This is a genomic window from Parabacteroides sp. PF5-6 (genome assembly GCF_029504695.1).
Lineage (GTDB): Bacteria > Bacteroidota > Bacteroidia > Bacteroidales > Tannerellaceae > QVMG01.
The window spans coordinates 43,195-57,889 of the sequence record NZ_JAQFIN010000014.1; the positions used below are offsets into that span (position 1 = coordinate 43,195).

General features: G+C 47.0%; 12 protein-coding genes. 6 read left to right on the forward strand and 6 right to left on the reverse strand.

The features are described from left to right. Positions 1–70 precede the first annotated feature (70 nt). From dcuC to M2133_RS13590, 3 genes are read left to right on the forward strand one after another with little or no spacing between them, the layout of a single operon-like run. Positions 71–1,450 (forward strand): C4-dicarboxylate transporter DcuC, encoded by a 1,380-nt coding sequence (gene dcuC, locus M2133_RS13580; protein WP_277466723.1) that lies wholly within the window; start codon positions 71–73, stop codon positions 1,448–1,450. Positions 1,451–1,463: 13 nt separating this feature from the next. After that, the gene (gene iadA / locus M2133_RS13585; protein WP_277466724.1) at positions 1,464–2,612 is read left to right on the forward strand and encodes a beta-aspartyl-peptidase; all 1,149 of its coding nucleotides are present in this window, start codon (positions 1,464–1,466) and stop codon (positions 2,610–2,612) included. Further along, on the forward strand, positions 2,609–5,638 hold the full coding sequence (locus M2133_RS13590) for a M14 family zinc carboxypeptidase (protein ID WP_277466725.1): 3,030 nt from the start codon (positions 2,609–2,611) through the stop codon (positions 5,636–5,638). The genes iadA and M2133_RS13590 overlap by 4 nt, the downstream gene beginning before the upstream one ends. Here the strand turns inward: M2133_RS13590 and panB are convergent. The 5 genes from panB to M2133_RS13615 all read right to left on the reverse strand — a co-directional run bounded on the left by panB (position 5,635) and on the right by M2133_RS13615 (position 9,556). Next, positions 5,635–6,453 (reverse strand): 3-methyl-2-oxobutanoate hydroxymethyltransferase, encoded by an 819-nt coding sequence (gene panB, locus M2133_RS13595; RefSeq protein WP_277466726.1) that lies wholly within the window; start codon positions 6,451–6,453, stop codon positions 5,635–5,637. The genes M2133_RS13590 and panB overlap by 4 nt on opposite strands. A 147-nt stretch (positions 6,454–6,600) precedes the next feature. Then, a complete protein-coding gene (locus tag M2133_RS13600; protein WP_277466727.1) occupies positions 6,601–7,344 on the reverse strand; it encodes a NigD-like protein in 744 nt (247 codons plus the stop codon). A 79-nt stretch (positions 7,345–7,423) separates the two neighbouring features. Further along, entirely contained in the window at positions 7,424–7,738 is a 315-nt protein-coding gene (gene rhaM, locus M2133_RS13605) for an L-rhamnose mutarotase (RefSeq protein WP_277466728.1), read from the reverse strand. Positions 7,739–7,759: 21 nt separating this feature from the next. Further along, positions 7,760–8,518, reverse strand: coding sequence for a LytTR family DNA-binding domain-containing protein (locus M2133_RS13610; protein ID WP_277466729.1), 759 nt, complete (start codon positions 8,516–8,518; stop codon positions 7,760–7,762). 18 nt (positions 8,519–8,536) lie between these two features. Further along, entirely contained in the window at positions 8,537–9,556 is a 1,020-nt protein-coding gene (locus M2133_RS13615) for a histidine kinase (RefSeq protein WP_277466730.1), read from the reverse strand. Positions 9,557–9,753: 197 nt separating this feature from the next. Between M2133_RS13615 and M2133_RS13620 the strand changes: the two genes are divergently transcribed. After that, a complete protein-coding gene (locus M2133_RS13620) occupies positions 9,754–10,710 on the forward strand; it encodes a helix-turn-helix domain-containing protein (RefSeq protein WP_277466731.1) in 957 nt (318 codons plus the stop codon). Between the two features lie 43 nt (positions 10,711–10,753). Here M2133_RS13620 and M2133_RS13625 read toward each other — a convergent pair whose 3' ends face one another. Continuing rightward, positions 10,754–11,221 (reverse strand): methylated-DNA--[protein]-cysteine S-methyltransferase, encoded by a 468-nt coding sequence (locus M2133_RS13625; RefSeq protein WP_277466732.1) that lies wholly within the window; start codon positions 11,219–11,221, stop codon positions 10,754–10,756. 179 nt (positions 11,222–11,400) lie between these two features. Between M2133_RS13625 and M2133_RS13630 the strand changes: the two genes are divergently transcribed. After that, positions 11,401–12,195 carry a hypothetical protein gene (locus M2133_RS13630; protein ID WP_277466733.1) on the forward strand — a complete coding sequence of 265 codons (795 nt, stop codon included), beginning with the start codon at positions 11,401–11,403 and terminating at the stop codon, positions 12,193–12,195. 2 nt (positions 12,196–12,197) lie between these two features. Continuing rightward, on the forward strand, positions 12,198–13,304 hold the full coding sequence (locus tag M2133_RS13635; RefSeq protein ID WP_277466734.1) for a helix-turn-helix transcriptional regulator: 1,107 nt from the start codon (positions 12,198–12,200) through the stop codon (positions 13,302–13,304). Positions 13,305–14,695 lie beyond the last annotated feature (1,391 nt).

Here is a 14,695-nt window from a genome sequence, read left to right on the forward strand (position 1 = left end):
TCTCTCCGGCAGCACTTCTGTTAGCCGGAGGGGGATAGATGTCCTATGAGGTGTACTAATCTGAATAGATATGATTATTTCCATATTTGTTATTATCGTAACAGCCTATCTGCTTTATAAGAAATATAATCCGCAAGGCGTGTTGATCCTTGCCGGGATTCTGATGATTATGGTTGCTTTGTTGACCGGTGTGCATACGCTGGAATTGAATAAGCCAACGGGAAGCCCCGTCTTCGATCTGTTTAAGGTGGTTGAAGAGACATTTATCACCAATATCGGCCGTGCCGGATTGATGATAATGACGATTGGCGGATATGTTGCTTTTATGAATAAAATAGAGGCGACCAATGCATTGGTGTATGTCTCGATGAAGCCGCTTTCCTTTTTTAGTAAACATCCCTATCTGGCGGCAACAATCACAATCCCTATCGGACAGATGCTATTTCTTACGACTCCCTCTGCAGCCGGGCTCGGGTTGCTTCTTGTAGCCTCGATCTATCCGGTATTGGTGCATTTGGGTGTGAGTAAGCTTACGGCCTTGTCCGTGATTTCTGCGGCAACGATCTTTGATCAGGGACCGGGCTCGGCCAATACCGCTTTGGCGGCAGAATTGATTGGTGAGACGAATGTCTTCTATTTCATTAAACATCAGCTACCTCTAGTGTTGCCAACAACTGCAGTCGTTATGTTACTTTACTATTTTAATAACCGCTATTTCGACAGGAAAGATAAAGAAAGAATAGAAAGAGCGAATGTAGAACAAACGACGACTACCGAACCGAATACTCCGTTCACCGTAAATGCTCCTCTTTATTTTGCCTTATTGCCGGTCTTCCCTTTGATCCTGCTGATGGTATTCTCTCCTTATGTCGGTCTGTTTGATCCGCCAATCCAGTTGAATACGACTACGGCTATGCTCTTTTCTTTGTTTGTCTCATTGTTGTTTGTCTTAATCCACAACCGCAGCATGAAGCAAACCTTTGAGGCTTTTGGCAGTTTCTGGAAAGGTATGGGTAATGTGTTTGTCAGCGTGGTCACTTTGATTGTTGCAGCTGATATGTTCTCTAAAGGACTGATCAGTCTGGGTTTTATAGATTCTCTGATCTCTACATCCACGCATTTGGGCTTCTCCGGCGCGTTGATCTCTATTCTGATGACGCTGATTGTGTTTGGTGCGGCAGTGTTGATGGGAAGCGGGAATGCTGCTTTCTTCTCTTTTGGCCCATTGTTGCCAAACATAGCCAAACAATTGGGTCTGCCGGTCTCAGCTATGGTGTTACCCATGCAGTTGTCGGCCAGTATGGGGCGAGCAATCTCACCCATTGCCGGTGTTATTGTTGCCATAGCAGGAATAGCCGGTGTTTCTCCGATGGAATTGGCTAAACGGAATGCATTGCCTCTTACCGGAAGTTTGATCTTTTTGTTAGCGTATCATTTTATAACCTTATAACCCGAGATGCCGTATGAAGTTTAAAGTAATTAAGAACGCGAATCTCTATTCGCCCGAGAAAAAAGGGGTGAATGATCTACTGATAGTAGGAGATAAAATCGCATTAGTAGATAAAAAAATCAGCCTGTCCGGAGTAGAGGTGGAGCTGTTTGATGCCGAAGGTAAAGTCGTTACTCCCGGGTTTATTGATCAGCACGTGCATATAACTGGTGCCGGAGGTCAGGTCGGATATGCCTCCTTAGTGCCGGAAGTTCAGTTAAGCGATTTGATCGCCCATGGTACGACTACGGTGGTAGGCCTTTTAGGTACTGATGGTTTTGTCAAAGAGTTAAGCTCTTTGTATGCCAAAGCCAAAGCGCTGGATGCCGAAGGCTTGTCGGCTTATATGCTGACCGGCTATTATGGTCTGCCGGAGAAAACAATGCTCAATAGTGTTGCCGAAGATCTGATCTTTATTGATAAGGTTATCGGCTGTAAGGTAGCGATGAGTGATGACCGCAGCTCTTTCCCGACGGAGATGGAGATCCTTCGACTGATTAATCAGGTACGTCTTGGTGGGTTTACTTCAGGAAAGGTCGGTGTATTGCATATTCATTTAGGGAATCTTCCCGAAGGAATCTCTATCCTATTGGATATTGCAAAGAGGTATCCTTCGTTGATCTCTTATCTTTCGCCTACTCACCTTATCCGTACCGAGGCTCTGTTTAATCAGGCGATTTCCTTTGCGAAGATGGGCGGGATGGTTGACTTTTCTACCGGTGGCACGAAGTTCGATGCCCCTCACCGTTGTGTGGTTAAGGCTTTGGAAGCCGGAGTTCCTCTTGACCGAATCACCTTTTCCAGTGACGGAAGGGGAGGCGTCCGTAAGTTTAATCCGGCGACAGGGGAAGATACATATACGCCAGCTCCGTTGGATCTGAACCTGAAAGAGATGGGTTTGTTGGTGAAGGAATGTGGACTGTCCCTGGAGCAGGCCTTGCAATTGATCACCACCAATCCGGCCTCCAATATGCATTTGCCAGCCAAGGGACGTATCGAAAAAGGATATGATGCCGATCTCTGTTTGTTGGATGAGCAGCTCCGCCTGACGGATGTCTTTGCTAAAGGAGAACAGATGATGAGGGATGGAAAGATTATCAAAAAGGGGAGATACGAAGTATGAAAAGTAAAGTAATCTTTGCCTTTGCGGCTCTTCTCCTTGCCTTGTCTCATTTGTCTGCCCAGCAATTACCAGCCGGGGAAGGGATGTTCACTTTTACAGCGTATATTCCTTTTGCCGACCGGCCGGTGGATGTACATTATTATATACCCCCCCTGGGCGATCGGAAGAACATGCCGGTTGTATTTGTTTTTGAAGGCGCCGACCGGGGATATGCCCATCTGGTGAGAACCTGGCAAAAGTTGGCGGAGGAACGGAACTTTATCTTTCTGCTGCCCCATTTTGATTTAGAATTGTACCCGCTCGAAGATTATCAGGAAACAGGTGTGTTGACTACCGATCGGACAGGCGTAAAGGAACAAGCATTGCAGACCTCGGCATTGATTGATGAGATCTTTCACTATTTCCGTGAACATTCGGGTGCCGGAGCTGCGAAATATAATATGTATGGCCACTCGGCCGGTGGACAGTTTGTACATCGATATATGCTTTTCTATGATAGTCCTTATGTGGCAAAGGCTATTGTGGGTAGTCCCGGATGGTACACCTTTCCGGATAAAGAGCAGCTTTTCCCTTACGGTGTAGGTGATATACCTTATGTCGACGATGATGTCCTGAAGCGCTATCTCGCCAAAGATATCGTTATTCAGTTGGGAATGAAAGATACGATCCGCGAATCCTTTTTGAGGAAGACACCCGAAGCCGAACTACAGGGGCGGGAACGTTTAGAACGGGGAAGAACATTCTATAACTTTGCACAACAGTTGGCAGCGGAGAATGGCTGGCCCTTTCATTGGCGGAAAGAGGAGGTCGAAGGGGTGGGCCATCAATCTTCTCCGATGGGGATAAAAGCGATACCAACGCTATTGAATGATTCGATCCGCGCCCTGTTTATCGGAAACAGTTATACCTTTTTTAATGAAATGCCCCGGATGGTACAAGCCATAGCCCATTCCACCGGCCGTCCTTTAGCTGTGAAGCAAGTGGCCCATGGCGGATGGTACTTACGGCAGCATGCCGAAAGCCGGGAGACACTGGATGCCATAAAAGAGGGAGGCTGGGATTTTGTTGTCTTTCAGGAACAAAGCCAGGCACCAGCAAAAGAAAAGGGGTGGGTGCAGGAGAATGTCTATCCCTATGCGCAAGCGTTGGATAGTGTGCGTAAGGCTTTTAACCCGAAAGGAAAGACTATTTTCTTTATGACCTGGGGGCATCATATCGATACGTATAACGAAATGCAGCAGCGATTGGCCGAAAGCTATCTGGAGATGGCCGGGCGGCTCGATGCCTGGTGTGCTCCCGTGGGTATTTCGTGGAAAAGAGTACGGAAAGAGCGGCCGGCTTTATCCCTTTATGAAGCGGATGGTAGCCATCCGACTTTGTCGGGTTCTTATCTGGCGGCGAATGTCTTTTACAGCACTTTCTTTCAAACACCTTATCAGTCCGTTTATACTGCGGGATTGGATGAAGAAGAGGCCGCTTATCTGCAACGCATAGCCCAAGAAGTTGTGTTGAGCAATCTGCCGCAATGGAATCTTCGTCCTATTCCCCAATCAGAGGAAATCTCCCGAAAATTTTATCCCGAACCGCAACTGCAATCTTATCATACCCCCACTTTGCGTAAACATTTCACCGAAGGTCTTGCTTCGACGGTCGAGATCGCAGAGTATCTGCAGGCATTAGCCGGCAAATATCCGGATGCGTCGTTCAGCAGTATCGGCCGGACGGAACAGGGGCGCGAGATCCCGATATTTTACCTTGGAAAAGGGAACGACAAGCGTAAGGTAAAGGTCTGGATACAGGCCGGACTGCATGGGAATGAGCCGGCCGGACCGGAAGCGGTTTGTATGCTGGCTGATTATCTGCTGAACAGCGAGGAAGGAAGGCTATTGCTGAATCATTTAGAGATCGCTCTACTTCCGATAGCCAATGTCGATGGCTATGCTATACAAAGCCGGGTGTCGGGTAGTGGACTGGATTTGAATCGCGACCAGACGAAATTGGCCGATCCGGTCTCTGTATTGCTAAAAGAGGCTTTTATGGCGTGGAATCCGGAGGTGGCGCTCGATATACATGAGTATCGCCCGTGGAAACCGGAATATCACCGGATCACCGGAAGAGAAGCCGGTGTATACGAAGACATCCTGTTTCTGCCGACAGGTCATCTGAATGTTGCGCCCGGCATCCGGAACTTCTCTCTGCATGTTTTGCAGGAGAGAGCCGGACAGGCATTGGCTGCAAAAGGGTATAGTTATGGCTATTATTACACGGTTAATCAGCGGGGCGAACAATTATCTCTCTCTAAAGGTGCCAGAAGTCCGCAATCCAGTTCCACCAATTATGCATTATCGAATGCCCTGTCGATGTTTTTAGAGATCCGGGGGATAGGCTTGGGACAAACGTCTTTTGCCCGTCGGGTGGATATTGGTTATACGGTTGCCTGCAATCTGCTGCAAACCTGTGTGGAAGAGAAAAAGAGCTTGAAAAAGGTGATCACACAGGCTATTAAAGAAACCAGACAGGGAAAAAGCAACGTCCATGTTTCCTTCCGTTCAAAAGAAACAACAGAGAGCGTTCGTTTTGTGGATGCAACTTTGGCAGACACCTTCTCCATCGCATTGCCCTTTGCTGATGCCACTGCCTGTGAGCCGTTATTTGTGCGCCAGCGTCCGAAAGCCTATCTCTTGTTGGATACCTGTTTTAATGCTGTGCGTATTTTACAGACCTTAGGTGTTCATGTGGAAAGGATTGACAAAGAGAAAGTGTGGGACGTCGAAGAATATGTGGTTACCGAACATGTAAAAAACCCGGTCGAGTGGGAAAAGATTCATGTGGTACGATGCACAGCCGAGACCCGATCGAACAAAAGACTTATCCCGGCCGGCAGTTACCTGGTACCTTTGAATCAGAAGAACGCGAACTATGCGGTTACACTACTGGAACCGGAATCGACCAATGGCTTTGTCTCTTTTGGGGTGATAGCTGTTGGTGCGGATAAAGCGATTCCGGTTTGTCGTATACTGAACTAATAACTTTCTTCTTTCGAGGGGAACTGTACGTCTTTTACGTCCTGGATGTAGTGCTGGGTGGCCTCGGTCATGATGGTGTAGAGGTCGGCGTAGCGGCGAAGGAATTTGGGGGAGAACTCTTTGTTCATGCCCATCATATCGTGGATGACCAATACCTGCCCGTTGGCGCCTGATCCGGCACCGATACCGATGGTGGGGATAGTTAGGCGGCCGGAGATCTCCGTGGCCAGACGGGCGGGTATCTTCTCCAGAACGATACCGAAGGCACCGAGCTCTTCCATCAACAGGCAGTCGGCCATCAGCTTTTCCGCTTCTTTTTCGTCTTTGCCGCGCACGGCATAGGTACCGTATTTATTGATCGACTGAGGCATCAGGCCCAGGTGCGACATGACCGGGATGCCGGCATCGATAATCTTCTTCACATCTTCTTGGATCTCTTTTCCGCCTTCGATCTTCAGGGCGTCGGCTCCTGATTCTTTCATGATCCGGATCGCTGCGTCGAGTGATTTCAAGGGATTGCCCGAGCAGGTGCCGAAAGGCATATCGACGATTACCAACGCTCTTCGGGTGGCATTGACCACCGAGCGGGCATGGTAGATCATCTGATCGAGTGTGATCGGCAATGTGGTCTGATTGCCGATCATGGTGTTCGAGGCGGAGTCGCCCACGATGATCGCGTCGATACCGGCCTCGTCGATCACTTTAGCCATCATGTAATCGTAGGCAGTCAATACACTGATCTTTTCGCCTTTTTGTTTCATCTCCCATAAACGGTGGGTTGTAACCTTTCTTTTATCTTCTGTATATGTAGACATATGCTTTTTATTTTTAGAATTAGCCGGCAAAACTACCGAACTAATTACGTATTTCAAAATAAATCCCTGTCTTTTGCACGAAACGACAAGAGGCTGTCTCTTCTTTTGAGACAGCCTCTTTCCCTTATTTCGAATCGTACGGGAGGTTTATTTCACCTTCACTACGCTTCTTTCCGTGGTTATCGCCGAATTTGCGGGCGTGGCTTTGCGGGTGCAGTAATCGAACTCCGCAGTTTTCTCGCCGGCAAATGAATGCCATTTCAGTTTCAGTTTAACTGTTTTCCCTTCCGTATCGGGCAGGCTGTCCAGGTTGAATGCCACCAGGCCATCTGCTTGGACACCGTAATGATCACCGAATGCGTTATGCCGGAACTCTACCTCATAGGGTTTTTCCGGATCCGGATTGATCAGGAGGTTGACCAGGTGCGGCTTGTTATCATTGCCCCATAGCGTGCGGAAACGAAGGGTCAGGTAACCGTCTTCGGCAATCGTCACCCAGTCGTTGATCATCTCTACCGGGTCATTTCCGTATACGGAGTCGTTCGCCAGAGCCAGATCGGGCACCATCGGTTTGGTCAGGATACTGTCGATCCAGTTCACATGTACCGCTTTGGTGTATCCGCCGCTGGAGGCATCTACTTCTTTGAAGTTCATCAACGCTCTGACTTCTTTCTCTCCAAAAGGAGAAGAGGTCAGGTTGACAGGTAATAGGGTGGTTGCATCATCCAGTTGCAGGTAGCACGAGTTCGCGTCTACCGGTTTTACCGTAACCAATGCATTGGGGTACTGAAGTTCCCAATAGTTGTCGTCGTCATCATCCAGGCAAGATTGGAAACTCATCGCAGTAGATAACACTGCTGTAATCATTAAAAGAAATCTCAACGTCTTCATAACTTTACTATTTATAAATTCCATATATAGAGATGACGAAGACGGGCAAAAAGCTGCAAAGGGTCAGCGCAACCGCGTTTTATTCCATGCGAAACACTTCCTGCAGGGGGATGGAAACGGGGGAGTTGTCCGGATTAGTCTCCATGATATCCGCCATATATTCCCACCAGCGTTGAACGATCGGGTTGTCGCCCATGTCTTGCGATCCGCCTTCGCCGTTTACTTTCTGGCAGGCAAAGAGCAGGTTCGTTTCTTTGTCCCAGAAGATGGAATAGTCGCACACCCCGTTGGCGGAGAGTAATTGTTGCAACTCTGGCCATATCTCGGCATGTCTTTTTTCGTACTCGGCTTCACACCCTGGTTTCAGGTACATTTTGAATGCTTCTCGTTTCATGAGGAATTATTTTATGGTTTATTAATCGATCGAATTTACTACCCAGGCCTTAAACTCGGAGGCTTTGTTTTTGCTGATGTAGATGCGTTCGGGTGTTTCGATATCGAGGGTGACCAGCAGGCGGTTGTCGAACCAGATCGTGATGTTCTTGACGCTGTCGCGCGCAAGGATGAATTGTTTGTTGGCACGAATGAAATTCGCCGGGTCGAGCGTGGCGAGGATCTGCTCCAGCGTTTTCGCATAACTGTATTGACTCCCGTCTTTCAGGTAGATACAGGTGTTCTTGTCGGTGGTGTAGAAACAGGAGACCTCTTTCAGGCTGATCGGTAATAATTTATCTTTTACGGGAATCAGTAGTTTGTCCTTGAAACGCTTCTGTGGCTTGAGCTGGGTCATCTGCGCGAGGTATTGCACCACTTCGGTTCGCGTCCATTTGCTGAGTTTCAGTAGGGCTCTTTCCAGTTCATGGGCTTTGATGGGCTTCAACAGGTAATCCACACTGTTTACCTTGAACGCTTCGATCGCATATTCATCGTAAGCGGTGGTGAAGATAATCGGTGTCTCCACCGTTATGTATTGGAAAATGGCAAAAGCCGAACCGTCCGACAAATGGATATCCATAAAGATCAGGTCGGGCGCCGGATGGTTTTGCAACCAGTCTATGGTCTGGTTGATGCTTTCCGTATTGCCCAATACCTCGATCGAGGCATCGATCCCGTGGATGATCTCCACCAGGTTTTCATACGCAACCGTTTCGTCTTCAACTATCAGGACTTTCATGTTTGTAGAAGTTGGAAGTTAGCAGTTAGAAGCCAGGGGCAGATAAACCGTAAATGTATTCCCGTTGTCTTCTATTCGTATCTCTTGATTCATCAACAGGATGAACCGGTTTTCCAGGTTTCGGATTCCTGTGCCGTTGGTTTCCGCCGGCGTCAGTTTGGGATGGATCGGATTGGATACGACCAGTTCGCATTGTTCGTTCAGCCGGATCGTCACGGTCATCTTGTATTGGCTGTCTATCGTATTGTGCACGACGATATTATCGATCAGGGGGAGGAGCGACAAGACCGGTATCTTCAGGTCCAGCTTTCCTTGATCCACTTCGATATCGAATTCCAGTTTATTGGCAAAGCGCACTTCCATCATATACCGGAAAGCTTCCACAAACTCGAGCTCTTCGTTCAGGCTGACCAACCCTTTTTTATCGCTTTGCAGGATATAGCGGAAGACATCGGAGAGTTTATTCACAAATGCCAGTGTGTTCTCGTCTTCTTTTTTCCGGATCAGGGCCGACAGGCTGTTCAGTGAGTTGAAGAAGAAATGCGGATTGATCTGGTTGGCCAATGCGTCGCAACGGCTTTGCAGGTTCTCGATCTTCAACTGCTCGATCTCCTGTTCTTTCCGGCGTTGTACGTTGTACATCATAAAGACATGGCCCACAAAGGTGCAGACAATGAAAACGACAAAGAACTGAAACAGGAGTATGCTTCCGAAGCCATGAATTTTATTGTACCACAGATACATGATGGCTACAAACAATACATAGGCCACGGCGGTGATCAGGAACGTACGTATGGCGCGGTTCTTAAAACAGAGATCGGTGATCTTCCGCAGGTTATAATATAGTAACCTCCAGATCAATAAGAGGAAAAAGGTATACCGGATAACGAAAAAGGTCAAATGAGCGCCATGTTTGGACTCATCCAGGAAACTGAGTTCCCAGGGCAGGCAGGCAATGTTGGGATATACAATAAATATTGCACTGACAAAACTGATCAGGAAGAGCTTGAAGGAACTATAATTATCTAAGAGTTTCATTCTGTGCTTTTTTACAAAAAAAAATAACTTATAACTTACAAATGTATCAGTTCCTTGCATAAAAACAACCTGTTTCGTCTTAAAACGAAAAAAAGAAGGCTAAAAGCGAAATCGGATGTTGAATTTATTATCTTTACGGCGAAGTAATCGAGAGTGTAGCCTTTTTTTTTAAAAAATGTTCTTTAATGATTGAATGAATGGAATCTGTTAGCAATAATCTGGTTAAGGTTATTAAAGAAAGAGTCACAGGAAAGAATGTCGCCACTATTCTGGCAGATATACTTAGTCTGAATGTAGAAGCTGCCTACCGCCGATTGAGAGGACAGGTTCCTTTTACCCTGGATGAGGCCGTAAAGATCTGTCAGGCATTGAATATCTCCCTGGACTCGTTTGCCGGACTGCAAGACGGGAATAATTATTCTTTCCATCTGGATACTTTTCTGACTCCCGATCCGCTGCAGGAATATTGCGACCTGCTGACGGGAATAGCCAAGGTGATGGAGCCCTTGAAAAACGATCCGACAACGAAACACTACAAAGCTCATAAATCGTTGCCTCAGGAGTTTTTGTACAATTACGAAATGGCATCCAAAGTCTCCGCCTATGTCCTTTATTATCAGCTCTATTCTTGTAAGCCCAATTTAAAGAAGATGTCGGAAGTAGTCTTCCCGGAGGATATGCATATCATCCAAAAGAAATCGGTACTGACGGTTCATGATTTTGAATCCATACAGGTATTGGATCGAAATGTCGTGATCGACTATATCCATATCGTGCGGTACTTCTTCGAGTTGGGGATGATCTCGGAATCGGAAGTCGCAACAATCAAAAAAGAATTGTATCAGGTCGTGGCGGATATTGAAAAATGTGCGACTACCGGTCTTTCCCGTAAAGGTAAACCGATGAATATTTATTTGGCGAATCTTGCTTTTGATTGCTCTTATACTTGCCTGGAGAGCCGTTCGCTTTGTGCCTCTTCACTGGGTATTTACCACGTTAATTTTCTATCCTGCGAGAATAAACGGGTAATGGAAATACAGAAATCCTGGATTATGTCGTTATTAAAGTTCTCGGTATTGATCTCGGTTGTCGATGAATTGACACGCAAAAGCTTTTTTGCTCAACAAAGACACTTTATTGATACCATGCTTTAAAAAACGCGTCTGATCGTAACGGGCGAATCGGCTGAAAGTCTGTCTATCTTTTCTTCTCCAGCATCAACAGTTGTTTCTTTATTTCTATCCCTCCGGCAAATCCGGTCAATGAGCCATTGGCGCCAATCACCCGGTGGCAGGGGATAAAGATGGCGATGGGGTTTTGTCCGTTGGCCCGACCGACGGCCCGGCTGGCTTTGGGGTTGCCTATCTGCGTGGCCTGTTCGCCGTAGGTCCGTGTCTGTCCGTAGGGAATGGTCAATAGAACATCCCAGCAACGGCGTTGAAAAGGAGTGCCTTCCGGTTGTAATGGCAATTCGAAGACGATCCGCGTGCCGGCCAGGTACTCGTTGAGTTGCTGTGCCGCTTCCTGCAATAACGGTGTTTCTTCCAGGCTGCATTCACCCGGCGTAACCGTTTGGCCAAAAAAGACATTGGTGATTGCCCCGTCTTTCTCCGCAATCCCAACCTTCCCTATCGGGCTGTCGTACAAAAAAGCTTTCTTTATCATATCCGAACTCCTTCCTATTTTGAAATTCAAAGATAATGGAATACGGGATTTCTTCTTCTTTTTTTCTTCTTTTTTCTTTTTACCGCTTGCCGGAGATTATAAGCACCACATTTTGCACATTCCTGATGTTTTACGTACCTTTGATTCAATAAATCAAAGAGTGGTAAGCTAAGAAATTCATGCTGCAAGAACTGGCGTTATTGTTCCCCTGCCTCGTTTGTCTCTTTTGGACAATCACTTTCGCTATCCGTTGGAAGAAAAACCTGCGGGCGCAGAACGTATGGGCCGTCGCTTCGCTATTGGCGGCGATCAATGCGTTCTATTGGACCATTCTGGTCATGCCCGACCTTCGGATCTATCACTACGTTGGGCGGATCGTTACCTTTACCCAAACGGGTTTTTTCTGCCTGCTCTTCCTTTTCTACCGCGCATTGATCGACGACCGTCCGTTCAGCCGCCGCCACTATATTGTGTTCATTCCCGCGCTACTAATCGGCATCGCCAATACGCTGCTGCTGTTATTGATCGAATACAAAGATCAGCTCGCCGCAATCGCTGCTTTTCTGGGCAGCAAAAATAAACTGCCTAAAGAAGGCGGTGTGGCACTGCTGCCGACCCTGCATTACCTGATCGGCGGGCCTATCGCCAGTATCGTGGATATCCTGATGATCAACTTTACCCTGATACCCATCATTGCCCGGTGGATCAACTGCAGGAAAGATCCGGAATCGTTTTTCGAACTCTCCGATCGACAATCCCGCAGGTATAGCCGCGCGGCACTCTGCGGCCTGACCCTGTTGTTATTCGTTATGCTGGCTTATCTGATCGGTGAATTCCTCTATTATATAGAAGATTATATTCCTTTTTCGATCCTGTTTCTCGCACAGGGAGTATTGTTCTTTTATATCGGGTTCCAGGTGTATTTTTTGGAGAAAGAGGAAGGTAGAAGTGCGAAGTTAGAAGCGGAGAGTTAGAAATGTTGGAAACGTTACGATATATACCTTACCTGGTCCCTTGTCTCAGTTGCTTTTTATGGGCGGCGATACTTTTATTCCGTTGGGGAAAGACGTCTCTGTCGGTAAAAACAGGGACTGCCGCGTTGTTGCTGATGGGCGTCAGTTCGGCAATCCGGTTTGTTATGTTGACGGAAGGTTACGACCAGACAAATGGGTGGCCGATCGTCGAAGTCGTTTGCCTGTTGAGTTTCTTTTCGTGTATGATCCTTTACATCCGAAGGCTTACGCCCGGCAAACCGTCGTCGCGCCGCAACGACCTGTTACTATTCCTGCCCGCCCTGTTTGTCGGTGGTCTGTTGGCCGGTCTTTATCTATGGATGAATGAAGAACAACGATTGACTTTCCTGCCCGAAGCGCTCCACCCCCATGCGAAGAATGAAGCGAAATACCCGGATCTACTCTACCGCGCCTATTATATAATGTATGTCTACATTTACAAAATGACGGTAGTAGCCCTGGCGAACGTCGCATTGATCTACGCATGGAGTAAACACAACCGGCAGAACCGCCCCATCCTGTTCTTTCTTGTTTTCGCCTTATTCTTTTCTCTTTTTATCCTCGAATGGGATTATCTATTGTGGTGGAACCACCGGCTATGGATCGGTATTTGCCTGTCGCTTTGGGGTATCGCCCTTTTCTACCTGGGCTATTACCTCTCCCGGCAAAAAAGACAGATCGAGCCAATCACTCCCGAACAATATACCGTCCCCGAATCGGACAACTGGCACCGGATCCGCGAGAAGCTCCTGCCCGTATTTCTCCAACTGATGGAAGAAGAACACCTCTTCCGGCAGCCCAACCTGCGGGTCGACGACCTGGTGCGCCTCACCCAGACCAACCGCAACTATATCTTCCGCCTCTTTAAAGAAGAATACGGCTGCGGCTTCACCGAATATATCAACCGCCGACGTATCGACTACGCCCAACGCCTCGCCCGGCTACAGCCCGGCCTCACCCAGGAACAACTCGCCCAACAATCGGGCTTCACCCACAGCGCCACCTTCAGCCGCACCTTCAAGCAATATACCGGCATGACCTTCCGTGAGTGGCAGAAAACTGCCCAATAAAACATCGCACTTTCGTCAACCAAAGCGCAATGTTTTTCTCACCAAAGTGCAATGTTTTTTCGACCAAAGTGCGATGTTTTAAAAAAGGGGGTTGGCGGGTTTCAAATCTACTCCGATAAATCGCTTCGCACCTTCTGACTTTCATCGGCTAAAAATTGCTGATTCGTCAAAACTTTTTCGCAATTCGTCAAGTATTTTGCTGATTCGTCAAAAACCCGGCACCTATTCCCGTTACTTTTGCCACCGAAAGCAGACCGTTTTACCACCGTTTCATTTTCAATAAGTATGCAAAATAGGTTTCAATCATATAAATATAAACAAGAATTTCTTACACATTAAAACAACAAAAGAACATGAGAAAAGCATTACTTTTTACCCTGGCGTGTCTGCTGGGGATTTGGTCGGTAAAGGCAGAAGATGTACCTGCTAACATCAAAGACGGGCTACAGGTTGGCGTAACAGAATATGTTATCGATTCGCCAGCAGGATTAGTCAGATTAGCTGATCTTGTAAATAATGAAGGAGAGACTATGGAGTTCTATACATTTGAGATGACAGGAAATATTGACCTTAATAAATTAGAGGAAAACGATTGGGATCCGATAGGAACCGGCACCCCCTTTAAAGGCACTTTTGACGGGAAAGATAAAACCATCAAGAATTTAACGATCACGGAAAATAATGTGAGCTATAACAGAGGACTGTTTGGTCATATTGATGGAGCAACAATCAAGAATCTAATATTGGAGGATGTGTCAATCGAGTCGTATAAGACTCCCGGTTCCGTTACTTATACAACAGGAGCTGTTGCTGGACTCATAACAGGTAGTGCTTCTGCCGTAAAAAACTGTCATGTGAGTGGAGTGGTAATTGGAACAGGTATATCCTATACCGGTGGGCTTATTGGTAATCTTATAGCAGGAGGAATAAGTTTATGTAGCAATAGTGCTACTGTTTCAGTTGGTACCGATTCAGAGATTCCAATACATTTCATAGGCGGTTTAGTGGGTGCTTCTAGTGGGACAATATCTAGTAGGATAATAGATCAATGCTTCAATCAAGGAGTAGTTACCGGAAAAAACATTGGAACATTAAATATCGGCGGATTGGTTGGGTATGTAGTCAGCACTAACTCCGAAATCTCCAACAGTTACAATGTCGGCAATATCGTAGTAGATGGTGAAGCTACAGGAGATGCATTCACGGGCGGAATAGCCGGAAACTCTAAAGCCAAAATCGAAAATTGCTATTCCTGCGCAAATATAACCGGAGGAACATTAGACAATAGTGCTACCGGAGGTCTGATAGGGATGTATAAGGGTGGGAGTGTTGCTACTAACCTTGCCTTATCACAAAGCCTGACGGGAAATAATGACAACACATATTCTTTG

Bases quoted from the DNA above. Each gene is read 5' to 3' on its own strand.
- dcuC (WP_277466723.1), top strand. From the start codon at position 71: ATGATTATTTCCATATTTGTTATTATCGTAACAGCCTATCTGCTTTAT.
- iadA (WP_277466724.1), top strand. From the start codon at position 1,464: ATGAAGTTTAAAGTAATTAAGAACGCGAATCTCTATTCGCCCGAGAAA.
- M2133_RS13590 (WP_277466725.1), top strand. From the start codon at position 2,609: ATGAAAAGTAAAGTAATCTTTGCCTTTGCGGCTCTTCTCCTTGCCTTG.
- panB (WP_277466726.1), bottom strand. From the start codon at position 6,453: ATGTCTACATATACAGAAGATAAAAGAAAGGTTACAACCCACCGTTTA.
- M2133_RS13600 (WP_277466727.1), bottom strand. From the start codon at position 7,344: ATGAAGACGTTGAGATTTCTTTTAATGATTACAGCAGTGTTATCTACT.
- rhaM (WP_277466728.1), bottom strand. From the start codon at position 7,738: ATGAAACGAGAAGCATTCAAAATGTACCTGAAACCAGGGTGTGAAGCC.
- M2133_RS13610 (WP_277466729.1), bottom strand. From the start codon at position 8,518: ATGAAAGTCCTGATAGTTGAAGACGAAACGGTTGCGTATGAAAACCTG.
- M2133_RS13615 (WP_277466730.1), bottom strand. From the start codon at position 9,556: ATGAAACTCTTAGATAATTATAGTTCCTTCAAGCTCTTCCTGATCAGT.
- M2133_RS13620 (WP_277466731.1), top strand. From the start codon at position 9,754: ATGGAATCTGTTAGCAATAATCTGGTTAAGGTTATTAAAGAAAGAGTC.
- M2133_RS13625 (WP_277466732.1), bottom strand. From the start codon at position 11,221: ATGATAAAGAAAGCTTTTTTGTACGACAGCCCGATAGGGAAGGTTGGG.
- M2133_RS13630 (WP_277466733.1), top strand. From the start codon at position 11,401: ATGCTGCAAGAACTGGCGTTATTGTTCCCCTGCCTCGTTTGTCTCTTT.
- M2133_RS13635 (WP_277466734.1), top strand. From the start codon at position 12,198: ATGTTGGAAACGTTACGATATATACCTTACCTGGTCCCTTGTCTCAGT.